The sequence below is a fragment of the Ramlibacter sp. AN1133 genome, from assembly GCF_037890035.1.
In the GTDB taxonomy this organism is placed as follows: Bacteria; Pseudomonadota; Gammaproteobacteria; order Burkholderiales; family Burkholderiaceae_C; genus Ramlibacter.
Genome location: NZ_JBBKTQ010000027.1, coordinates 16,243 through 38,285, shown reverse-complemented (window position 1 = coordinate 38,285; position 22,043 = coordinate 16,243). Strand labels below are relative to the sequence as shown.

General features: G+C 69.5%; 16 protein-coding genes. 13 read left to right on the top strand and 3 right to left on the bottom strand.

The window, feature by feature from the left end:
- Positions 1–23: 23 nt before the first annotated feature.
- From WG923_RS25685 to WG923_RS25660, 6 genes are read left to right on the top strand one after another with little or no spacing between them, the layout of a single operon-like run.
- Positions 24–1,697 (top strand): AMP-binding protein, encoded by a 1,674-nt coding sequence (locus WG923_RS25685; protein WP_340353865.1) that lies wholly within the window; start codon positions 24–26, stop codon positions 1,695–1,697.
- Positions 1,694–3,316 carry a carboxyl transferase domain-containing protein gene (locus WG923_RS25680; protein WP_340353864.1) on the top strand — a complete coding sequence of 541 codons (1,623 nt, stop codon included), beginning with the start codon at positions 1,694–1,696 and terminating at the stop codon, positions 3,314–3,316. The genes WG923_RS25685 and WG923_RS25680 overlap by 4 nt, the downstream gene beginning before the upstream one ends.
- 58 nt (positions 3,317–3,374) lie before the next feature.
- A complete protein-coding gene (locus tag WG923_RS25675) occupies positions 3,375–4,499 on the top strand; it encodes a hypothetical protein (RefSeq protein ID WP_340353863.1) in 1,125 nt (374 codons plus the stop codon).
- The gene (locus WG923_RS25670) at positions 4,496–5,278 is read left to right on the top strand and encodes an enoyl-CoA hydratase/isomerase family protein (RefSeq protein ID WP_340353862.1); all 783 of its coding nucleotides are present in this window, start codon (positions 4,496–4,498) and stop codon (positions 5,276–5,278) included. Before WG923_RS25675 ends, WG923_RS25670 begins: the two co-directional genes overlap by 4 nt.
- A gap of 11 nt (positions 5,279–5,289) precedes the next feature.
- The gene (locus tag WG923_RS25665) at positions 5,290–5,937 is read left to right on the top strand and encodes a DUF4126 domain-containing protein (RefSeq protein WP_340353861.1); all 648 of its coding nucleotides are present in this window, start codon (positions 5,290–5,292) and stop codon (positions 5,935–5,937) included.
- Positions 5,937–7,931, top strand: a complete 1,995-nt coding sequence (locus WG923_RS25660; RefSeq protein WP_340353860.1) for an acetyl/propionyl/methylcrotonyl-CoA carboxylase subunit alpha — start codon at positions 5,937–5,939, stop codon at positions 7,929–7,931. Before WG923_RS25665 ends, WG923_RS25660 begins: the two co-directional genes overlap by 1 nt.
- Positions 7,932–8,109: 178 nt before the next feature.
- Here WG923_RS25660 and WG923_RS25655 read toward each other — a convergent pair whose 3' ends face one another.
- Positions 8,110–9,183 (bottom strand): alpha/beta fold hydrolase, encoded by a 1,074-nt coding sequence (locus tag WG923_RS25655; protein WP_340353859.1) that lies wholly within the window; start codon positions 9,181–9,183, stop codon positions 8,110–8,112.
- Positions 9,184–9,272: 89 nt separating this feature from the next.
- Here WG923_RS25655 and WG923_RS25650 point away from each other — a divergent pair, with 89 nt between their 5' ends.
- The 6 genes from WG923_RS25650 (at position 9,273) to WG923_RS25625 (ending at position 14,293) form a co-directional block, all read left to right on the top strand.
- Positions 9,273–10,193, top strand: a complete 921-nt coding sequence (locus WG923_RS25650) for a 2-hydroxyacid dehydrogenase (protein ID WP_340353858.1) — start codon at positions 9,273–9,275, stop codon at positions 10,191–10,193.
- Positions 10,194–10,197: 4 nt separating this feature from the next.
- On the top strand, positions 10,198–11,106 hold the full coding sequence (locus WG923_RS25645; RefSeq protein WP_340353857.1) for a hydroxymethylglutaryl-CoA lyase: 909 nt from the start codon (positions 10,198–10,200) through the stop codon (positions 11,104–11,106).
- Between the two features lie 2 nt (positions 11,107–11,108).
- Positions 11,109–11,612, top strand: coding sequence for a YbaK/EbsC family protein (locus WG923_RS25640; protein ID WP_340353856.1), 504 nt, complete (start codon positions 11,109–11,111; stop codon positions 11,610–11,612).
- Positions 11,609–11,836, top strand: coding sequence for a DUF1289 domain-containing protein (locus WG923_RS25635; RefSeq protein WP_340353855.1), 228 nt, complete (start codon positions 11,609–11,611; stop codon positions 11,834–11,836). Before WG923_RS25640 ends, WG923_RS25635 begins: the two co-directional genes overlap by 4 nt.
- Positions 11,833–12,480: a 2-hydroxychromene-2-carboxylate isomerase gene (locus WG923_RS25630; RefSeq protein WP_340353854.1), complete on the top strand. Its 648-nt coding sequence runs from the start codon at positions 11,833–11,835 to the stop codon at positions 12,478–12,480. Before WG923_RS25635 ends, WG923_RS25630 begins: the two co-directional genes overlap by 4 nt.
- Positions 12,481–12,589: 109 nt before the next feature.
- Positions 12,590–14,293 carry an MFS transporter gene (locus WG923_RS25625; protein WP_340353853.1) on the top strand — a complete coding sequence of 568 codons (1,704 nt, stop codon included), beginning with the start codon at positions 12,590–12,592 and terminating at the stop codon, positions 14,291–14,293.
- A gap of 175 nt (positions 14,294–14,468) precedes the next feature.
- Here WG923_RS25625 and WG923_RS25620 read toward each other — a convergent pair whose 3' ends face one another.
- Complete coding sequence (locus WG923_RS25620; RefSeq protein ID WP_340353900.1) at positions 14,469–15,518, bottom strand: ABC transporter substrate-binding protein; 1,050 nt, start codon at positions 15,516–15,518, stop codon at positions 14,469–14,471.
- Between the two features lie 143 nt (positions 15,519–15,661).
- Positions 15,662–15,970, bottom strand: coding sequence for a hypothetical protein (locus tag WG923_RS25615; protein ID WP_340353852.1), 309 nt, complete (start codon positions 15,968–15,970; stop codon positions 15,662–15,664).
- A gap of 161 nt (positions 15,971–16,131) precedes the next feature.
- Between WG923_RS25615 and uvrA the strand changes: the two genes are divergently transcribed.
- Positions 16,132–22,005, top strand: coding sequence for an excinuclease ABC subunit UvrA (gene uvrA / locus WG923_RS25610; RefSeq protein WP_340353851.1), 5,874 nt, complete (start codon positions 16,132–16,134; stop codon positions 22,003–22,005).
- Positions 22,006–22,043 lie beyond the last annotated feature (38 nt).

Sequence of the window (22,043 nt, the reverse complement as noted above, 5' to 3'; positions counted from 1 at the left end):
TGATCCGAACGGAGACAAGAAACGTGCTCGCCCAGCCTTCGGTCGCCCATGCCCGCGGCGACACCGCCACGCCGCTGCTCGAACAGACCATCCCGGCGTTCTTCGATGCCATGGTGGCCCGCCAGCCGGACCACCCCGCGCTGGTGAGCCGCCACCAGGGCCGCCGCTACAGCTACCGGGAACTGCAGCGCGAAGCGCGCCGGCTGGCCAGCGCCCTGCTGGGCCTGGGCCTGGAGCGCGGCGACCGCATCGGCATCTGGTCGCACAACAACGCCGAGTGGGTGCTGATGCAGCTGGCCACCGCGCAGGTGGGGCTGGTGCTGGTCAACGTCAATCCGGCCTACCGCACGGCGGAACTGGAATACGCGCTGAACAAGGTGGGCTGCAAGGCGCTGGTGACGATGGCGCGCTTCAAGACGAGCGATTACCTGGGCATGCTGCGCGAACTCGGCCCGGCGCGCCTGCCCCACTTGCAGCACACGGTCTGGATCGATGTCGCCGGCGAAGGCGCGGAAGAGCCCGGCATGCTGCGCTTCTCCGACCTGCTGGCGCGGGGCCGCGTCGACGATCCGCGCCTGGACGTCATGGCGGCGGCCCTGCAGGCCACCGACGCGATCAACATCCAGTTCACCAGCGGCACCACCGGCTTCCCCAAGGGTGCCACGCTGACCCATCGCAACATCCTCAACAACGGCTTCTTCATCGGCGAGGCGATGAAGCTCACGCCGGCCGACCGCCTGTGCATCCCGGTGCCGCTGTACCACTGCTTCGGCATGGTGCTGGGCAACCTGGCTTGCTTCACGCACGGCGCCACCATCGTGTATCCCAACGACGCCTTCGATCCCCTGGCGGTGCTGGAAACGGTGCAGGCCGAGCGCTGCACCGGCCTGCACGGCGTGCCGACCATGTTCATCGCCGAACTGGACCACCCGCGCTTTGGCGAGTTCGACCTGTCCTCGCTGCGCACGGGCATCATGGCCGGATCGCCCTGCCCGATCGAGGTGATGAAGCGGGTGGTGAAGGACATGCACATGCACGAGGTGACCATCGCCTACGGCATGACCGAGACCAGCCCGGTCAGCTGCCAGAGCAGCACCGACACGCCGCTGGAAAAGCGCGTGGCCACGGTCGGACAGGTGCAGCCGCACCTGGAGGTGAAGATCGTCGAGCCCGGCACGGGCGAGGTCCTCGCCACGGGCCAGCCGGGCGAGCTGTGCACCCGCGGCTACTCCGTGATGCAGGGCTACTGGGACGACCCGGAGAAGACGCAGGAGGCCATCGATGCGCAAGGCTGGATGCACACCGGCGACCTCGCCACGATGGACGACGAGGGCTACGTGAACATCGTCGGCCGCATCAAGGACATGGTGATCCGCGGCGGCGAGAACATCTATCCGCGCGAGGTCGAGGAATTCCTCTATCGCATGCCGCAGGTGCAGGACGTGCAGGTGGTCGGCGTGCCGGACCGCAAGTACGGCGAGGAGCTGTGTGCCTGGATCATCACGCGGCCGGGCCAGGCGCTCACCGAGGAACAGGTGCGCGCCTTCTGCGCCGGGCAGATCGCGCACTACAAGGTGCCGCGCTACATCCGCTTCGTCGAGGCGCTCCCGATGACGGTCACCGGGAAGGTCCAGAAGTTCAAGATTCGCGAGGCCATGAAGAAGGAACTGGGCCTGCAGGAGGAACGCACCGCATGACGACACTGGCCAGCCAGCTCAATCCGCGCTCCGCGGACTTCCAGGCCAACGCGGCCGCCATGCAGGCGCTCGTGGACGACCTGAATGCGCAGGTCGCGCTGCATGCCGCCGGCGGCGGAGAGATCGCGCGGCAGAAGCATTCGGCGCGCGGCAAGCTGCCGCCCCGCGAACGCGTGCAGATGCTGCTGGATCCCGGCACGCCCTTCCTGGAAATCGCGCCCATCGCGGCCCACGGCATGTACCTGGCCAAGGACGGCACGATGGAGGCGCCCAGCGCCGGCATCATCACGGGGATCGGCCGCGTGAGCGGTATCGAGTGCGTGGTCGTGTGCAACGACGCCACCGTCAAGGGCGGCACCTACTACCCGCTCACCGTCAAGAAGCACCTGCGCGCGCAGGAGATCGCCGGCCAGAACAACCTGCCGTGTGTCTACCTGGTGGACTCGGGCGGCGCCAACCTGCCGAACCAGGACGAGGTGTTCCCCGACCGCGACCACTTCGGCCGCATCTTCTACAACCAGGCCAACCTGAGCGCCCAGGGCATCCCGCAGATCGCGGTGGTGATGGGCTCGTGCACCGCCGGCGGCGCGTACGTGCCGGCGATGAGCGACGAGACCATCATCGTCAAGGAGCAGGGCACCATCTTCCTCGGCGGCCCGCCCCTGGTGAAGGCCGCCACCGGCGAGGTGGTGAGCGCGGAGGACCTGGGCGGCGGCGACGTGCACACGCGCCTGTCCGGCGTGGCCGACCACCTGGCGATGAACGACGAGCACGCGCTGGCGCTGGCCCGCCGCGCCGTCGCCACCCTGAACCGGCCCAAGGACTGGCCGGTGGAGCGGCGCAAGCCCGAGCCGCCGCGCTACGACGCGAGCGAGCTGTACGGGATCATCCCCACCGACACGCGCAAGCCCTTCGACGTGCGCGAGATCATCGCCCGCCTGGTCGACGGCTCGGAATTCCACGAGTTCAAGGCGCGCTTCGGCAGCACGCTGGTGTGCGGCTTCGGCCACATCGAGGGCATGCCGATCGGCATCGTCGCCAACAACGGCATCCTGTTCTCGGAGTCGGCGCAGAAGGGTGCGCACTTCATCGAGCTGTGCTGCCACCGCAAGACGCCGATCCTGTTCCTGCAGAACATCACCGGCTTCATGGTGGGCCGCAAGGTGGAGAACGAAGGCATCGCGCGCCACGGCGCCAAGATGGTGACGGCGGTGGCCACCGCCTCGGTCCCGAAGTTCACGGTGATCATCGGCGGCAGCTACGGCGCCGGCAACTACGGCATGTGCGGGCGCGCCTATTCGCCGCGCTTCCTCTGGACCTGGCCGACGGCGCGCACCTGCGTCATGGGCGCGGAGCAGGCCGCCAGCGTGCTGGCGACCGTGCGCCGCGACGGCATCGAGTCGCGCGGCGGCAGCTGGAGCGCCGAGGAGGAAGCGGCGTTCCGCCAGCCCGTCCTCGACCAGTTCACCCGCCAGTCGCACCCGTACTACGCCAGCGCGCGCCTGTGGGACGACGGCGTGATCGACCCCGCCGACACGCGCCGCGTGCTGGCGCTGGGCCTGTCGGCGGCACTCAATGCGCCGATCGGCGAGCCGAGGTTCGGCCTGTTCCGGATGTGACGTGCTCCTCCAGAATGGAACCTTCACTGGAGGAGCAGGAATGGTGACGCTTCGGAGAATGATGTCTTGGGCCGGCGCGCTGGCGCTGGCGGCGCTGGCGAGCGGCTGCGCTTCGGTCGCGGGCGGCAACACGCAGCAGATGTACGTGCAGGCGCGCACGGCGGAGGGCACCGCCGTCGACGGCGCGGACTGCACCCTCAGCAACGACAAGGGCAGCTGGCGCGTGCGCGCGCCCGGCGGCAGCTCCATCGTGCGGTCCTACAAGCCGATGGAGGTGCGCTGCGAGAAGCCGGCGTTGCCGCAGGGCATCGTCTCCGTGGAATCCGGCACTCGCGCAGCGATGTTCGGGAACATCCTGATCGGAGGGGTGGTCGGCGCCGTCGTCGACCACGCTTCCGGGGCGGCGTACGAGTATCCGGAGCAGGTCCGCGTGGTGATGGGGCGCACGTCAACCTTCACGCTGCCGCGCGGCACCCAGCCCGGGGGCTACGAGCCGAAGGCCACCGCATTCGCCCCGCTCAACGACGCGGACGCGGTGCCGCACCTGGGCCCGCGCGGCCGCGATGCGTATCGCGAGTGGCTGACGCGGCCTTTCCCGCGCGCCTTCGCGGTCGCGCCCAACGGCCACTTCTTCACTGCCTGGAGCACGCGGCCACAGGATGCGTCGCTGCCCACCGATCCCAAGGAGCGCGCGGTGACCGGCTGCGAGCGCTCGGCGAAGGTGCCCTGCAAGCTGTATGCGGTGAACGACAAGGTGGTGTGGGACGCCGAGCCCGTGCTGCCGCCGGCCAGCGCCGCGGCGCGGGTCGCCGCTCCGGTCGCCGCCGTGGCGGCACCGGTCACCGGGGTGGCGGTGACAGCCACTGCCGCACCCGCGCGCCCGCAGCCGGGTTTCATCGCGACCGGCTACGCGGCGATCGAGGACGTCGACGCGCTGCCCTATCTCTCCGACCGCGGCCGCGCCGCCTACCGCGAGTGGCTGACGCGGCCCACGCCCAAGGCCTTCGCGATCTCGGACCGCGGCCACTGGTGGGCCGCCTGGAGCCTGCACCCGCAGGACCTGTCGCTGCCCACCGACCCGAACGAGCGCGCCCTCCTGGGCTGCGCGCGTTCTTCCGGCGCGCCCTGCAAGCTGTACGCCGTCAACGGCTCGGTCGTCTGGAAACCCAGGGAGACCCCATGAACCATCTGCAACTGAGCTACGAGCGCGGCGTCTCCACCGTCACGCTCAACCGCCCCGAGCTGCGCAACGCCTTCAACGACGAAGTGATCGCCGAACTGACGGCGGTGTTCATCGAGATCGGCAAGCGCGACGAAGTGCGGTGCGTGGTGCTGGCCGGCAACGGCCCCGCCTTCTGCGCCGGTGCCGACCTGAACTGGATGAAGCGCATGGCCACCTACGAGCGCGAGGACAACATTGCGGATGCCTCGGCCATGGCCCGCCTGCTGGAAGTGATCTGGCGCTGCCCCAAGCCCACCATCGCGCGCGTGCACGGCGACACCTATGCCGGCGGCACGGGCCTGGTCGCCGCGTGCGACATGGCGGTGGCCTCGGAGGCCGCGGTCTTCTGCCTGAGCGAGGTGAAGCTGGGGCTGGTGCCCGCCACCATCAGCCCGTACGTGATCCGCGCGATGGGCGCGCGTGCCGCGCACCGCTACTTCCTCACCGCGGAGCGCTTCAGCGCCGCCGAGGCCCACCGCATCGGCTTCGTGCACGAGGTGGTGAAGGCCGATGCGCTCGATGCGAAGGTGAACGAGATCGCGACCGCGGTGGTGCAGGCCGGTCCCCAGGCGGTCAAGGCCTGCAAGAAGCTGCTGCACGACGTGGCGGGGCACGAGATCACCGCTGGCCTCGTGCGGCGCACCGTGGAAGGCATCGCCGACATCCGCGCCAGCGACGAAGGCCGCGAAGGCGTGCAGTCCTTCCTCGGCAAGCGCAAGCCGAACTGGCTGCTGCCGTAGCTGGCGCCGACATGAATCTCGACTGGCTCGGCCACCTCGCGCCCGACACGCCGCAGCTGCTGGCCCTGGCGGCCGCACTCGGCTGGGCGAGCGGGTTCCGCCTGTATGCGGCGGTGTTCCTCACCGGCTTCGCGGGCTGGATGGGGTGGCTGCCGCTGCCGCCCGGGCTGCACGTGCTGCAGCACCCCGGCGTGCTGGTCGCCAGCGGCTTCATGCTGTTCGCCGAGTTCTTCGCCGACAAGATCCCCTTCGTCGATTCGGTGTGGGATGCGATCCACACGGTGATCCGCATCCCGGCCGGCGCCGCGCTGGCGGCCGGTGCGCTGGGCGCCGACAACCAGGCGATGGGATGGATCGCCGCGATCCTGGGCGGCAGCCTCGCGGCGACGAGCCACGCCGCCAAGATGACGACGCGGGCGGCGGTGAACACCTCGCCGGAGCCCTTCTCCAACATGGCCGTCTCGCTGGCGGAAGACGGGCTGGTCGTGTTCATGCTGTGGCTGTCGGCGACGCATCCGGTGCCGTTCGCGATCGTGCTGGTGATCAGCATCGTGCTCGCCGTGATCCTGCTGGTGGTGCTGGTGAAGTTCCTGCGCAAGGTGGTGCGCGGGCTCGGTGAATTCTTCAAGGGGCGGCCGCTGCCGCGGGAGCTGGGTTGATGTTCAAGAAGATCCTGATCGCGAACCGCGGCGAAATCGCCTGCCGGGTGGCCGCGACGGCGAGGCGCATGGCCATTCGCACGGTCGCCGTGTACTCCGATGCCGATGCGGACGCCAAGCACGTGCACGCCTGCGACGAGGCCGTGCACATCGGCGGCAGCGCGCCCAAGGACAGCTACCTCCGGTGGGAACGGATCATCGAGGCGGCCATGGCGACGGGCGCGCAGGCGATCCATCCGGGCTACGGCTTCCTGAGCGAGAACGAAGGCTTTGCCGCGGCCTGCGCCGAGGCGGGCCTGGTGTTCATCGGCCCGCCGGCCTCCGCGATCCAGGCGATGGGCCTGAAGGCGGAGTCCAAGCAGTTGATGGAGAAGGCCGGCGTGCCGCTGGTGCCCGGCTACCACGGCGCCGACCAGGATCCGGCCCTGCTGCAGCGCGAGGCCGACCGCATCGGCTACCCGGTGCTGATCAAGGCCAGCGCCGGGGGCGGCGGCAAGGGCATGCGGGCGGTGGACAAGGCCGCGGACTTCGCGGCGGCGCTCGCCTCCTGCCAGCGCGAGGCACGCAACAGCTTCGGCGACGAGGCCGTGCTGGTCGAGAAGTACGTGACGCGGCCGCGGCACATCGAGATCCAGGTGTTCGGCGACACGCAGGGCAACTACGTCTACCTGTTCGAGCGGGACTGCTCGGTGCAGCGCCGGCACCAGAAGGTGCTGGAGGAGGCGCCCGCGCCGGGCATGACGGAAGCCATGCGGCGGCGCATGGGCGAGGCCGCGGTGGCCGCGGCGCGCGCCGTGAAGTACGTCGGCGCGGGCACGGTGGAATTCATCGTGGAGCAGCGCCACGGCGAAATGAACTTCTTCTTCATGGAGATGAACACGCGGCTGCAGGTGGAGCATCCGGTGACGGAAGCGATCACCGGCCTCGATCTCGTCGAATGGCAGCTGCGCGTGGCCGCCGGCGAGCCGCTGCCGCTGAAGCAGGAGGACCTTCGCATCCACGGCCATGCGATCGAGGCGCGGATCTGCGCGGAAAACCCGGACAACAACTTCCTGCCCGCCACCGGTACGCTGCACGTGTACCGCAAGCCGCGGGCCGCGGCCTTCGAGCGCGCGCTGGTGCGCATCGACGACGGCGTGCGCGAAGGCGATGCGATCTCGCCCTACTACGACTCGATGATCGCCAAGCTGATCGTGCACGGCGCCACGCGCGAGGAGGCGCTGGCGCGGCTGGACGAGGCGCTGGCGGAGACGCACATCGTCGGCCCGAGCACCAACGTGCAGTTCCTGCGCCACGTCGTCACCAGCCGCTCGTTCGCGCAGGCCGACCTGGACACGGCGCTGATCCCGCGCGAGTCCGCGGTGCTGTTCCACCAGCTGCCGGTGGGGCTGGAGCTCGCGGCGGCGGCAGCAGTCGCGCGCACCTTGCTCGACGAGCGCGTGCTCGCCGGCGACGACCCGTTCAGCCGGCGCGATGGCTGGCGCTCGCACGGCGTGGCGACGCGGCGCTTCGCCTTCGGCTTCGGCGGCGAGCAGAAGGAGGCGACGCTGACGACGCTGCATGACGGCGCCCTGATGCTGGCCATCGGGACGGGGGCGCCGGAGCGGCTGTCGTTCCGGACCGCGGGCGCCGACGCGATCGAACTGCAGTACGGCGCGCGCCGCATGCGCGCCGCGATCTACACCCAGGGCGAGACGGACCACGTGTTCACCGAAGCCGGCGCCGCGCAGATCGTGTCGGTGGACCTGCTGGCGCACGCGGGCGACAACGCGTCGGAAGGCGGGCGCCTCACGGCGCCGATGCCCGGCAAGGTGATCTCGTTCGCCGTCAAGCCGGGCGAGCAGGTGCGCAAGGGCCAGCCGCTGGCGGTGATGGAGGCCATGAAGATGGAGCACACCATCGCGGCGCCGAACGACGGCGTGGTGGCGGAACTGCTGTTCGCGCCGGGGGACCAGGTGCAGGAGGGGGCGGAGCTGCTGAAGTTGAGTGCCTGAGAGCGCTGGGGTTCACGCCTTCGGCGTTCACCGCCAGCCTACGAAGTGCGGCGCAGGCGGCAACGTAGGCTGGCGCTGGAGCGAAGCGAAAGCCCAGCGATGCGCGAAGTGCGGCGCAGGCGGCAACGTAGGCTGGCGGTGGAGCGAAGCGAAACCCCAGCGATGCGCGAAGCGCTCCTCACATCGGCGCCAGCTGCGGCGCCGTCTTCAGCACATTCTCCAGCTCCTGCTTCCAGAACCTCGCATTCCCCGTCGTCCCATGCCCCAGCGTCTGCTCGCTCGCCGGAATGACGTAGGCCCGGCCGTTCTTCACCCGCCTGAGCTCGCGCTCCAGGATGCCCAGTTCGACGGGATTGCGCTCGTCGTCGGCCGAATTGATCGCCAGCAGCGTCGCCGTGATCTTCTCCAGCCCCGCCGAGGGGTTGTAGTCGGCCGACGACTCCCACTGCAGCAGGTGGTCGTTGGCATCGCCCCGGAAGCCCTTCAGCCGCGCCTCCAGCGCTTCGTCGGCCTTCTCGCGGTTCGGCCCGGCCTTCATGTACGAGTGGTTGCCGCCGTTGGTGGCGGTGGCGAAGAAGATCGACGCGAGCTGGAAGCCCGGGGGCTGCGCCGTGTAGTTGCCGTTGTTCCACGCCGGGTCGCGCCGGATCGACTCGGTGAGCAGCCGGCGCAGCGTCCAGTTGCGGCCCGACATGGGCGTGGGCAGCGAGGCCATGGGCACCGCGATGTCCATCATGCCGGGGTACTTCTGCGCCCACATCCAGGTCTGCATGCCGCCCATGGAATTGCCGATCACCAGCCGCAGGTGCGGGACCTTCAGGTGCTCGCGCACCAGCCGGTACTGCGCCTCGACCATGTCGTCGTAGTTGTACTTCGGGAACTTCATGCGCAGGCCGTCCGAAGGCTTGCTGGAGCCGCCGGTGCCGATCGCATCCGGCAGGATCACGAAGTACTTCGTGGCGTCGAGCGGCTGCCCGGCGCCGAACAGCTCGCCGCCGAAATTGGGCGTGAGCATGCTCGCGGCCGACCCCGTCGTGCCGTGCAGCACCAGCACCGGCTCGCCGCCCGGTTCGCCGACGGTCTGGTAGTGCACCTTCAGCTCCGGCAGCACCTCGCCGGTGTGGAAACGGAAGTCGCGGACCACCCACGTGCCCTGTTTCGGCGCGGGGAAGTCGGCGGCGGGCGCCTGGAACGCGGCGGCGAGCAGGGCGGCACCGAGCCACACGGCGCGCAGGAAGGAACGCGGGGTCATCTGGTCTCCTTGTCTTGCGTGAACAGCCGCCGCAGCTTGGCACTGCCGCCGCACCAGCGTCAACGGGGACGTCCCGCACAATAAGCACCATGCGTATCGTCGTCTGCTGTACCGAGATGAAGCCGGCGCCCTGGATCGCGGGGCTCAGCGCCGCGCTGCCCGGCGCGACCGTGGAGGAGTGGCGCCCAGGCGCGCCCCAGGCGGACCACGCCGTCGTCTGGGCGCCGCCCCAGCAGCTCTTCGACGAGCAGCCGCGGCTGAAGGGCGTCTTCAACACCGGCGCCGGCGTCGACGCGCTGCTGAAACTGCGGCTGCCCCCCGAAGCCGTGCTGGTGCGGCTGGACGACGCCGGCATGTCGGTGCAGATGGCGGAGTTCGTCTGCCATGCGCTGGTGCGGCACTTCCGCGAGCTCGACGGTTACGAGCGCGACGCTGCCGAAGGCCGCTGGAGCTTCCGTCGCCCGCGCCCCCGCAGCGATTTCCCGGTGGGCGTGATGGGCCTCGGCGTGCTGGGGCAGCGCGTGGCGCAGGCGGTCGCCGGCTTCGAATTCCCGGTGCGTGGCTGGAGCCGCGGCGCGAAGGACGTCCCCGGCGTGCAGTGCTTCGCCGGCGCGCAGCAGTTCGATGCCTTCCTCGCCGGCACGCGCGTGCTGGTGAACCTGCTGCCGCTGACGCCGGAGACGGAGAACATCATGAACCGCGCCACGCTGGGCCGGCTGCTGCCCGCAGGCTACGTGATCAACGTGGCACGCGGCGCGCATCTCGTCGACGAGGACCTGCTGGCGCTGCTGGACGGCGGGCACCTGGCGGGCGCGGCGCTCGATGTCTTCCGCACCGAGCCGCTGCCGCCGGGGCATCCGTTCTGGGCGCACCCCAGGATCACCGTCACGCCCCATACCTCGGCGCGCACGCTGCGCGACGAGAGCATCGCGCAGATCGCGCGCAAGATCCGCGCCTTCGAGCAGGGAGAACCCCTCGTCGGCGTGGTCGATTTGCAGAGAGGATACTGAAGCCATGCAACTCCCGAGCAAGGTGAAGCTCGTCGACGTGGGCCCGCGCGACGGCCTGCAGAACGAGAAGGAGCCGGTTCCCGCCGCCATCAAGATCGCACTGGTGCACCGGCTGCAGGAGGCCGGCCTGCGCGAGATCGAGGTGACCAGCTACGTGTCGCCCAAGTGGGTGCCGCAGATGGCCGACGCCGCGCAGGTGATGGCGGGCATCGCCCGGCGCCCCGGCGTGCGCTATTCGGTGCTGACGCCGAACCTGAAGGGCTTCGAGGCCTCGCTGGAAGGCCGGCCCGACGAGATCGTGATCTTCGGCGCCGCGAGCGAGGCCTTCAGCCAGCGCAACATCAACTGCTCGATCGCGGAAAGCATCGAGCGCTTCGCGCCGGTGGTGGAAGCGGCGCGGGCGAAGGGCATCCACGTGCGCGCGGCGATGTCGACCGCGGTCGGCTGCCCCTACGAAGGCGAGATCGCGCCCGAGCGGGTCGAGATGTTCGCGCGGCGCATGAAGGAGATCGGCGTGCAGCACCTCGGCGTGGCCGACACGATCGGCGTCGGCACGCCGCGCAAGGTGCAGCGCGCGATGGAGGCCGCCCTGAAGCACTTCTCGCCCGCCGACGTCTCCGGCCATTTCCACGACACCTACGGGCAGGCCCTCGCCAACACGCTGGCCTGCCTGGAGATGGGCATCTGGCAGTTCGATGCGTCGGTGGCCGGCCTGGGCGGCTGCCCTTATGCGAAGGGTGCCACCGGCAACGTGGCGACGGAGGATGTCGTGTTCATGCTGGACGGGCTCGGCATCGAGACGGGGATCGACCTCGACCAGCTGGTGGACGCCGGCAAGTTCATCAGCGACTTCCTGGGCCGCAAGCCGAACTCGCGCGCGGCGACGGCGATCCTGAACAAGAGGACGGCGTAGGCATGTGCGGAGCTGAACTCCAGTCCCTCCCCGAAGGCGTGCAGCGCGTCGCGCGCGCCCTGCAGGACGCCGGCCATCCCCACGCGCCCCTGATGCTGGACGACGCCGCGCGCACCGCGCAGCAGGCCGCCGATGCGCTGGGCATCCACGTCGGACAGATCGCCAAGAGCATCATCTTCCGCCGCAAGTCCGACGACGCGGCCGTGCTGGTGATCGCCTCCGGCGACCGCCGTGTCGACGAGAAGAAGGTCGATGCGATCGTCGGCAAGACCGGCCGTGCCGACGCCGAGTTCGTCAAGGCGAAGACCGGTTTCTCCATCGGCGGCGTGTCGCCGATCGCGCATGCGCAGCCACCCGTCACGCTGATCGACCGCGAGCTGTTCCGCTTCGACGAGATCTGGGCCGCCGCGGGGCATCCGCACGGCGTGTTCAAGCTGCGGCCGCAGGACCTGGAGCGGCTCACCGGCGCGCCGGTGGCCGACGTGGTGCAGGCGCCGCCGGGATGAGTTCGTCGACCAGGCAGTTCCTGCTGGAGAAGGCGGCCACGATCGAACTGTCGGACTTCGTGCCCTCGCCCTGCATCTCGGTGTGCCGCATGGACGCGGCGACCGGCCTGTGCGAGGGCTGCTACCGTACGCTGGACGAGATCGCGGCCTGGGGCCGCGCCACCGAGGAGGAGAAGCGCGCCCTCTGGGACGAACTGCTGCTGCGCGCCAAGGCCGATCCATGAAGCACATCACCTTCCACTTCGACTTCATCTCGCCCTACGCCTACCTGGCCTTCGAAAAGCTGCCGGAGGCGCTCGAGGGCCTGAGCTACCGCGTGGACTACCGGCCGGTGCTGTTCGCCGGCATGCTCAAGCACCACGGCCAGCTCGGGCCGGCCGAGATCGCGCCCAAGCGTGACTGGACCTATCGCCAGGTGCTGTGGCTCGCGCATGCGCATGGCATTGCCATGCAGCTGCCCGCCGCGCATCCCTTCAACCCGCTGGGCGTGCTGCGGCTCGCCCTCGCCTGCGGGCAGGACGGGCTGGTGAACCGCTACATCGCCGAGACGGTGTTCCGCCACGTCTGGCGCGGCGGCGCCGATGCGGCAGACGCGCAGCGGCTGGAGGAACTGCGCGTGCTGCTGCAGCCGCAACGCGACCCCGCCGGTGAGGAGGTGAAGGCGGAACTGAAGGCCAACACCGAGGCGGCGATCGCGCGCGGGCTGTTCGGCGTGCCGACGTGCGAAGTCGATGGCCGGCTGTTCTGGGGCTTCGATGCGCTGCCCATGCTGCGGGAGTACCTGGAAGGCAATGCGTGGTTCGCGGATGGGGCGTGGGAGCAGGCGGCGGCGCTTCCGGCCGGGCAGACGCGTAAAGGAAATCCGTAGCTCCTTCGCATCGTGAAAGCGCGACTGCGGGTTTGACCCTAATCGGTCAGAGCCGGATAAGTTTCGCGTCAGAGCAGGGTCAGAGCGTGCGCGAAGAATGCGGCGCGTGATGCAACGCAACCCCGCACGACCGACGATCGCCGCTGTTCCCGCGCCGGCCGCCAGCCCGATGACGCCGGAGCAGAAGAGGGTGATCTTCGCCTCCTCGCTCGGCACCGTCTTCGAGTGGTACGACTTCTACCTGTACGGCTCCCTGGCGTCGATCATCGCGAAGCAGTTCTTCTCGGGGCTCGACCCGAGCGCGGCGTTCGTGTTCGCGCTGCTCGCTTTCGCCGCAGGCTTCCTGGTGCGCCCCTTCGGCGCACTGGTGTTCGGGCGCCTCGGGGACCTGATCGGGCGCAAGTACACCTTCCTGGTCACCATCCTGATCATGGGCCTGTCGACCTTCATCGTCGGCCTGCTGCCCTCGTACGGCTCCGTCGGCGTGGCGGCGCCGGTGCTGCTGATCGCGCTGCGCCTGCTGCAGGGCCTCGCGCTCGGCGGCGAATACGGCGGCGCGGCGACCTACGTGGCGGAGCATGCGCCGCAGGGCCGGCGCGGCGCCTACACGGCCTGGATCCAGACCACGGCGACGCTGGGCCTGTTCCTGTCGCTGCTGGTGGTCCTCGGCACGCGCACGCTGCTGGGCGAGGCGGCCTTCGCCGACTGGGGCTGGCGCGTCCCGTTCATCCTGTCGGTGCTGCTGCTGGCCGTCTCCGTGTGGATCCGGCTGTCGATGAACGAGTCGCCGGCGTTCCGCCGGATGAAGATGCAGGGCCGCAGCTCCAGGGCGCCGGTGAAGGAATCGTTCGGGCAGTGGCGCAACCTGAAGGTGGTGATCCTGGCGCTGGTGGGCCTGACGGCCGGGCAGGCCGTGGTTTGGTATTCGGGCCAGTTCTATGCGCTGTTCTTCCTGACGCAGGCGCTGAAGGTGGACAGCGCCACGGCCGACCTGATGATGGCCGCCGCGCTGGTGATCGGCACGCCCTTCTTCATCGTGTTCGGTGCGCTGTCGGACCGCATCGGCCGCAAGCCGATCATCATGGCCGGCTGCCTGCTGGCCGCGCTGACCTACTTTCCCGTGTTCGGTGCGCTGACGCGTGCGGCCAATCCCGATCTCGCCGCCGCGCAGGCGCATGCGAGCGTGGTGGTGCACGCCGATCCCGCGCAATGCTCGTTCCAGGGCAGCCCCATCGCGCGCGAGATCGACTTCTCCAGTTCCTGCGACATCGCCAAGCGCTTCCTCGCGCAGAACTCGGTGAGCTACGACAACGCGCAGGCTGCCCGGGGCCAGCCGGCGACGGTGACCATCGGCGCCAAGGCGATCGTGGCGCCGGCCGCGGTGGTCGGCCACGGCCGCTTCGACGAAGCCAGCAACCGGAAGATCGCTGCGTTCAAGAACGAAGTGAACGGGGCGCTGCAGGCGGCGGGCTATCCCGCCGGTGCCGACCCCGCGAAGATGAACGTGGCGATGGTCATCGCGCTGCTGGCGTACCTCGTGATCCTGGTCGCGATGGTCTACGGCCCGATCGCGGCGATGCTGGTGGAGCTGTTCCCCACGCGTATCCGCTACACCTCCATGAGCCTGCCGTACCACATCGGCAACGGCTGGTTCGGCGGCCTGCTGCCGACGACCGCGTTCGCGATCGTGGCGCAGACCGGCAACATGTACAACGGCCTCTGGTACCCGATCGTCATCGCCGCCGCGACCTGCGTGATCGGCACGCTGTTCGTCCGCGAAACGCGGGACGTGGATATCTACGCGCTGGATTGATCGATTGGCAGCGGGAAAACAAGATACCGAACGCAGAGGGCGCAGAGGATACGCAGAGGACGCAGAAGGAACCCCAGGAAATTCTCTTGAAGGTCTTTTCTGCGTCCTCTGCGTACTCTCTGCGCCCTCTGCGTTCGGCTGTTAGGTTTGTTCCCTTTCGCGGCAGGCGCGAACGCTATCGCTTGAACTTCCCATCCGACCCGATGATCGACAGGTCGGCGAATTCCATGCCGGTGTGGTCTTCGGGCGAGTAGCTGATCTCCATGCCGCCGAGGTCGAACTTGTGCAGGCCTTCGAGGGCGGCCTGCACCTTGGCGCGCGTGGGGTTCGGGCCCGCGCGGCGCAGCGCTTCGACCAGCACCTTGGCGCCGGCGTAGCCCTCCAGCATCGCGGGGCTCAGCTCCAGCTTCTTTTCCTTCGCCAGCGCCGCGGCATCGCGCACCATCCCGAGCGCCAGGGCCCGCTCGGACGGGAACACCTGGGTCACCATCACGCCGGTGCCCGCCTCGCCCAGGCCCTTGACGAACCCGGCCGACGCGTTGTTCGAGAGGGTCACCACCTGCAGGCCCGGCAAGGTGGCGCGCACCGTCTTGATGCCTTCGATCACCGCGGTGCCCGAGGCGATCCAGACCACGGCCTGCGCACCCGCCTTCTCGATCGATTGCACGATCGCCTTGTAGTCCGGCCGCACGCGATCGGCCTTGATCGCGATGGCGGGCGCGAAGCCGGCGCGGTAGAAGCCCTTGCCCGCTCCCTCCAGCCCGTCGAGGCCGAACGAGTCGTCGGCATACACGACCGCGATGCGGTTGATGCCCAGCGCGCGCAGGTGCGTCACCGCCTTCTCCGCCTCGCGCTGGTAGGGCGCGCGCACGTTGAACACGTACTTCTTCACCGGCTCGTGCAGCACCATCGCGCCGGTGGAAGGCGCGACCAGCGGCACGCCGTTCTTCTCCAGCAGCGGAAGGATCGCCTCCGTGTGCGGCGTGCCGCGGTTCAGGAACAGGGCGACGACATGCTTGTCCTCGATCAGTTCCCGCGCGTTCGAGGCCGCCAGCCCCGGATCGAACCGGTCGTCCATCGAGATCAGTTCGATCTTCTGCCCGTTCACGCCGCCCCTGGCGTTCACGGCGTCGATCCAGAGCTTCGCGCCCTCGGTGGTCTCCTTCACCCCGGACGCCACCAGGCCGGTGAAGCCGGCGGTCTGGCCGACGAGGATCTGCGACATGGCCAGCAGCGGGGCCAGCGCGGCCACGGCCGCCACGATCAAGCGCTTCACTTGTGTCTCCCACGGCGCAAGACGCGTCGTTTGTCACTAAGTGTAAGCGATAGCTGTGCGGCGGTTACAACAACCGCGCCGGCGCGGAGGAATTAGGTCCGGCTGAACATGCTGCCCGGCAACACGGTGCGGAAGGCCCCCAGCAGGCTGTCGATGCGCTCGTGCGCCTGCGCCAGGCAATGCTGGGCGACGACCACCTGGAACACCTGGTCGCGCAGCAGCCAGAGCTCCTGCGGCCTTTCGGCGGTGTGGAGCCGCCACCGCAGGCGGTCGCAGTCCGTGCCGTCGCAGTCGTCCAGCACGGCCAGCAGTTGTCGGCGCACGGCTTCCACTCCCGCTTCCGGCGGGCGCAGCTGCCAGTCGAAGGGGCAGCCCGGTAACCACTGCTTCCACGATTCCATGGCGGCATGCGGGAGTGGGGACGGCGGACGATAAGTCAATGCATGCTTGCTGGTCTGTAAAACTTTGTTGTTCCTTCGACGGACGGCCGACACATAACCCTTCCGCCTCCTCATCGGTGCCCCCTCCCTACAATCTTCGGCCTTGCTTGCAGAAGGCCTTCATGTCCCAGGGAACGATCCGCATCCGCGGCGCCAGACAACACAACCTCAAGAATCTCGACCTCGACCTCCGCACCGGTGAGCTGACCGTCGTCACCGGCCCCAGCGGCTCCGGCAAGTCCAGCCTCGTGTTCGACACCCTCTACGCCGAGGGCCAGCGCCGCTACGTCGAGACCTTTTCCGCCTATGCGCGCCAGTTCCTGGAGCGCATGGACAAGCCCGCCGTCGACCGCGTCGAAGGCGTGCCGCCCGCGATCGCGATCGACCAGACGAACCCCGTCCGCTCCTCGCGCTCCACGGTGGGCACGATGACGGAGCTGAACGACCACCTGAAGCTGCTGTTCGCGCGCGCCGCGCAGCTGTTCGACCGCAAGACGGCCCTGCAGGTGCGGCACGACACGCCGGAAACCATCTACGAGCAGTTGATGGAGCGCACGCGCTCCGGCGATCCGCGGCTGGTCGTGACCTTCCCGGTCGAACTCCCGGGCGGCACCACGCCCGAGGAAGTGGAGCAGTGGCTGGCCGCCAGCGGCTTCACCCGCGTGCAGGCGGAACGCGAAGTCGCCACGCCCACCGGCCCGCGCAAGATCCTCGACGTGGTGGCGGACCGCTTCCGCATCCAGGGCGTGGAGAAGATCCGCGCGATCGAGGCGATCGAGGTGGCTCTCAAGCGCGGCAGCGGCCGCGTGTGGGTGTATGCGGGCGACGAGGACGCGAAGGAGGTCTGGAAGTTCTCCACCGGCCTGCACTGCCCCGACTCCGACATCCGCTACACCGACCCGGTGCCCTCGATGTTCTCGTTCAACTCGCCGGTGGGCGCGTGCGAGACCTGCCGCGGCTTCGGCCGCGTGATCGGCGTCGATTACGGCCTGGTGATGCCGAACGACAAGCTCACGCTGCGGGCCGGCGCGGTCAAGACCTTCCAGACCCCGGCCTGGTCCGAATGCCAGGACGACATGATGCGGCACGCCGAATCGGCCGGCATCCCGCGCGACACGCCCTGGTACAAGCTCACGCCGGAACAGAAGCAGTGGGTGGTGCAGGGCGCGCCCAACTACCGCGAGGGCAACTGGAACAAGCAGTGGTACGGCGTCAAGCGCTTCTTCGAGTACCTGGAGAGCAAGTCGTACAAGATGCACATCCGCGTGCTGCTGTCCAAGTACCGCAGCTACACGCCGTGCCACGCCTGCGGCGGCGCGCGCCTGAAGACCGAGTCGCTGCTGTGGCGCCTGGGCAGCAAGGCCGATGCGGACGCGGTGCTGGAGCCCGCGCGGCGCTTCCTGCCGGTGGGCGTGGACTGGACGCGCGAGCAGCTCGAGGCGCTGCCCGGGCTGTCGGTGCACGACCTGATGCTGCTGCCGATCGACCGGCTGCGGCGCTTCTTCGACCGCGTCGAGCCCGAGGCCGAGGCCCATGCCGGCGGCGGCGAACTGCAGGCGCTCAAGCTGCTGTTCGACGAGATCAACACCCGTCTGCGCTACCTGGTGGACGTCGGCATCGGTTACCTCACGCTCGATCGCCAGAGCCGCACGCTCTCCGGCGGCGAGGTGCAGCGCATCAACCTGACCACCGCGCTCGGCACCTCGCTGGTCAACACGCTGTTCGTGCTGGACGAACCTAGCATCGGCCTGCATCCGCGCGACATGGGCCGCATCACGCAGGCCATGCACCGCCTGCGCGATGCCGGCAACACGCTGGTGGTGGTGGAGCACGACCCGGCGGTGATGGTCGCCGCCGACCGCATCATCGACATGGGGCCGGGCCCCGGCGAGAAGGGTGGCGAGATCGTGTTCGACGGCACGGTGCAGGAGCTGCGCAAGGCGGACACGCTGACCGGCGCCTACCTGGGCGCGCGCAAGCACGTCGGCATGGGCTTCAAGCGCGCCGTGACGGATGCCACCCCGCGCCTCGTGCTGGAAGGCGCGCGCGAGCACAACCTGCAGAACGTGTCCGTGGAGTTCCCGCTGCAGCGGCTGGTGGTGGTGACGGGCGTGTCCGGCTCGGGCAAGTCCAGCCTGGTGCAGGACATCCTGGCGCCTGCGCTGCTGCGGCACTTCGGCCGCGCGACCGAAACGCCGGGCCTGCACGACCGCGTGCTGGGCGCCGACCACCTCGGCGACGTCGTGTTCGTGGACCAGTCGCCGATCGGCAAGACCGCGCGCTCCAACCCCGTGAGCTACGTCGGCGCCTGGGACAGCCTCCGCGAGATCTTCGCGACCTCGCCGCTGGCGAAGCAGCGTGGCTACACGGCCGCGAAATTCAGCTTCAACTCGGGCGACGGCCGCTGCCCCACCTGCGGCGGCTCCGGCTACGAGCACGTGGAGATGCAGTTCCTGTCCGACGTGTACCTGCGCTGCCCGGATTGCGACGGCAAGCGCTACCGGCCGGAGATCCTCGAGGTGACCATCGAGCGGCAAGCGGTGGGCGCCGTCGCGCCGCGCGTGATGAACGTCGCGGACGTGCTGGAACTGACCGTGAGCGAGGCGGCCACGCTGTTCGCCGGCGACCGCGACGTGCTGCGTTCGCTGCAGCCGATCGTGGACGTGGGGCTGGAATACGTGAAGCTCGGGCAGCCCGTGCCCACGCTGTCGGGTGGCGAATCGCAGCGCCTGAAGCTGGCGGGCTTCCTCGCCGAGGCCGCGCGCTCGCCCACGCACTCGCGCCAGGGCATCGCCAGGAAGGGCACGCTGTTCCTGTTCGACGAGCCGACCACGGGCCTGCACTTCGACGACATCGCCAAGCTGATGCGCGCGCTGCGCAAGCTGCTGGAGAACGGCAACTCGCTGGTCGTGATCGAGCACAACCTCGACGTGATCCGCGCGGCCGACTGGCTGGTGGACCTCGGCCCCGAGGGCGGCGACGGCGGCGGCCTGGTCGTCGCCGAGGGCCCGCCGGAGGACGTGAAGCTGCATCCGAGCTCGCACACGGCCAAGGCGCTGCGCGAGTACGACACGACGCTGGGCGCCGTCTCGGAGAAGCTCGATGGTTCCTACGCCCGGAAATTGGAATCTGACCCCAATTCGGGGCGCCGCAAGGACGCGATCCAGATCGTCAACGCCAAGGAGCACAACCTCAAGAACTTGAGCGTCGACATCCCGCACAACAAGTTCAGCGTGATCACGGGCGTGTCGGGATCGGGCAAGTCGACGCTCGCCTTCGACATCCTGTTCAACGAGGGCCAGCGGCGCTACCTGGAATCGCTGAATGCCTACGCACGCTCCATCGTGCAGCCGGCGGGCCGGCCGGAGGTGGATGCGGTGTACGGCATCCCGCCGACGGTGGCGATCGAGCAGCGCCTGTCGCGCGGCGGCCGCAAGTCCACCGTGGGCACCACGACCGAGGTGTGGCACTTCCTGCGGCTGCTGTACGTGAAGCTGGGCGTGCAGCACTGCGTGAACGACGGCGCCGAGGTGCGCCCGCAGACGCCGGACAGCATCGTGGCGCAGATCATGAAGCGCTACCGCGGCCAGCACGTGGGGCTGCTGGCGCCGCTGGTGGTGAACCGCAAGGGCGTGTATACGGAGCTGGCCGACTGGGCGCGGCCGCGCGGCCACACGCACCTGCGGGTGGACGGCAACTTCCTGCCCACCACCGGCTTCCCGCGCATCGACCGCTTCAAGGAACACACCATCGAACTGCCGGTGTGCGATTTCGACGTGACGCCGGCCAACGAAGGCCTGCTGCGCGAGAAGCTGGCCACCGCGCTGGAGCACGGCAAGGGGGTGGTCCACCTGCTGGCGCCGCTGGACGGCCTGCGCACGGCCTTCAGCCAGGGGGTGGTGAAGCACGAGGGCATCGGCAAGGTGGAGGTCTTCTCCACGCTGCGCGCCTGCCCGGTCTGCAACACCAGTTACCCGGAGCTGGACCCGCGCCTGTTCTCGTACAACAGCAAGCACGGCTGGTGCCCCGACTGCGTGGGCACCGGCGTGAAGCTCACGCGCGAACAGCGCAAGGCCCTGGACGACACGCTGCTCACCGCGGAAGGCGACAAGGGCCGCGAGCAGACCTTCGCCGAAGTCGAGGTGGAGGACGTGTCCGACGAGACCTGCCCGTCGTGCCAGGGCAGCCGCCTGAACCGGCAGGCGCGCGCGGTGCGCTTCGACGAGACGGCGATTTCCAGCATCGCGGCGCTGGCGGTGCACGACGTGCGCAAGTGGGTGGAGAGCCTGCAGGCGCGCGACGTGCTGAGCGTGCGCGAACAGGGCATCTCGCGCGACCTCATTCCCGAGATCCGCTCGCGGCTCGAATTCCTGGAGGAGGTCGGCCTCGGCTACCTGACGCTGGACCGCGGCGCGCCCACCCTGTCGGGCGGCGAGGCGCAGCGCATCCGGCTGGCGGCGCAACTCGGCTCCAACCTGCAGGGCGTGTGCTACGTGCTGGACGAGCCCACCATCGGCCTGCACGCGCGCGACAACCAGATCCTGCTGGACGCGCTGCACAAGCTCGGCGCCAAGGGCAACACGCTGGTGGTGGTGGAGCACGACGAGGACACGATCCGGCGCGCCGACCACATCATCGACATCGGCCCGAGCGCGGGCAAGCGCGGCGGCCGCGTCGTCGCGGAAGGCACGGCGGAGCAGGTGACGCAGGAGCCCGACTCGCTCACCGGCCGCTACCTGCTGCACGCGATGAAGCACCCGCTGAAGCCGCGCCGGCTGGTCAACGGCGAGGACACCGGCGGTGCGATCCCGGTCGCGGAAACGCCGGCGGCCAAGGTGAAGGGCAAGAAGCCGCGCTCCCTGCTCGCACAGATCGCCTCCACACTCCCTCCCCCCCTGGGGGAGGGCGGGGGTGGGGGCACGCCCGGCACCACGACCTACCTCAAGCTGCGCGGCGCCGACCTCCACAACCTCTCCGACGTCGACGTCGACGTCCCGCTCAAGCGCCTCGTGGTCGTCACCGGCGTCTCCGGCTCCGGCAAGTCCACGCTCGCGCGCGACGTGCTGCTGCACAACGTGCAGGCGGCGGTGCAGCAGCGCTCCACCCGGGCTGGCCGCGAAGCCGACGACGCCGGCAAGCGCGCGAAGTGGATCGGCTGCAAGTCGCTGGATGGCTACCAGGTGATCGATCGCGTGCTGGAGGTGGACCAGACCCCCATCGGCAAGACGCCGCGCTCCTGCCCCGCCACCTACATCGGCTTCTGGGACACGATCCGCAGGCTGTTCGCCGATACGCTGGAGGCGCGCGCCCGCGGCTACGGCCCGGGCCGCTTCTCCTTCAACACCGGCGAAGGCCGCTGCCCGCTGTGCGAAGGGCAGGGCGTGCGCACCATCGCGATGAGTTTCCTGCCGGACGTGAAGGTGCCCTGCGAGGCCTGCCACGGCGCGCGCTTCAACCCGGAGACGCTGGCCGTCACCTGGCGCGGCAAGAGCATCGGCGACGTGCTGCGCATGGAGGTGGACGAGGCGGTGGAGTTCTTCGCCTCGATGACGAACATCAGCCACCCGCTGCAGTTGCTGCGCGACGTGGGCCTGGGCTACCTCACCCTGGGCCAGCCTTCGCCGACGCTTTCCGGCGGCGAGGCGCAGCGCATCAAGCTGGTGACCGAGCTCTCGAAGGTGCGCGACGACGTCACGCGGCGCGGCCAGAAAGCCCCGCACACGCTGTACGTGCTGGACGAGCCGACGGTGGGCCTGCACATGGCTGACGTCGAGAAGCTGATCCGCGTGCTGCACCGGCTGGTGGACGGCGGCCACAGCGTGGTCGTCATCGAGCACGACCTCGACGTGATCGCGGAGGCCGACTGGATCATCGACCTCGGTCCGGACGGAGGGTCCGCCGGCGGCAAGGTGGTGGCGGCGGCCCCGCCCGAGGAAGTGGTGGCGAAGGGCACGCACACGGGCAAGGTGCTCGGCCCGGTGCTGGCGCGCGCGTGAGCGTCCGCTGAAACGAAAAAGGCCCGCCGGGCGGCGGG

Bases quoted from the DNA above. Each gene is read 5' to 3' on its own strand.
- WG923_RS25680 (WP_340353864.1), top strand. From the start codon at position 1,694: ATGACGACACTGGCCAGCCAGCTCAATCCGCGCTCCGCGGACTTCCAG.
- WG923_RS25675 (WP_340353863.1), top strand. From the start codon at position 3,375: ATGATGTCTTGGGCCGGCGCGCTGGCGCTGGCGGCGCTGGCGAGCGGC.
- WG923_RS25670 (WP_340353862.1), top strand. From the start codon at position 4,496: ATGAACCATCTGCAACTGAGCTACGAGCGCGGCGTCTCCACCGTCACG.
- WG923_RS25665 (WP_340353861.1), top strand. From the start codon at position 5,290: ATGAATCTCGACTGGCTCGGCCACCTCGCGCCCGACACGCCGCAGCTG.
- WG923_RS25660 (WP_340353860.1), top strand. From the start codon at position 5,937: ATGTTCAAGAAGATCCTGATCGCGAACCGCGGCGAAATCGCCTGCCGG.
- WG923_RS25655 (WP_340353859.1), bottom strand. From the start codon at position 9,183: ATGACCCCGCGTTCCTTCCTGCGCGCCGTGTGGCTCGGTGCCGCCCTG.
- WG923_RS25650 (WP_340353858.1), top strand. From the start codon at position 9,273: ATGCGTATCGTCGTCTGCTGTACCGAGATGAAGCCGGCGCCCTGGATC.
- WG923_RS25645 (WP_340353857.1), top strand. From the start codon at position 10,198: ATGCAACTCCCGAGCAAGGTGAAGCTCGTCGACGTGGGCCCGCGCGAC.
- WG923_RS25640 (WP_340353856.1), top strand. From the start codon at position 11,109: ATGTGCGGAGCTGAACTCCAGTCCCTCCCCGAAGGCGTGCAGCGCGTC.
- WG923_RS25635 (WP_340353855.1), top strand. From the start codon at position 11,609: ATGAGTTCGTCGACCAGGCAGTTCCTGCTGGAGAAGGCGGCCACGATC.
- WG923_RS25630 (WP_340353854.1), top strand. From the start codon at position 11,833: ATGAAGCACATCACCTTCCACTTCGACTTCATCTCGCCCTACGCCTAC.
- WG923_RS25625 (WP_340353853.1), top strand. From the start codon at position 12,590: ATGCAACGCAACCCCGCACGACCGACGATCGCCGCTGTTCCCGCGCCG.
- WG923_RS25620 (WP_340353900.1), bottom strand. From the start codon at position 15,518: ATGTCGCAGATCCTCGTCGGCCAGACCGCCGGCTTCACCGGCCTGGTG.
- WG923_RS25615 (WP_340353852.1), bottom strand. From the start codon at position 15,970: ATGGAATCGTGGAAGCAGTGGTTACCGGGCTGCCCCTTCGACTGGCAG.
- uvrA (WP_340353851.1), top strand. From the start codon at position 16,132: ATGTCCCAGGGAACGATCCGCATCCGCGGCGCCAGACAACACAACCTC.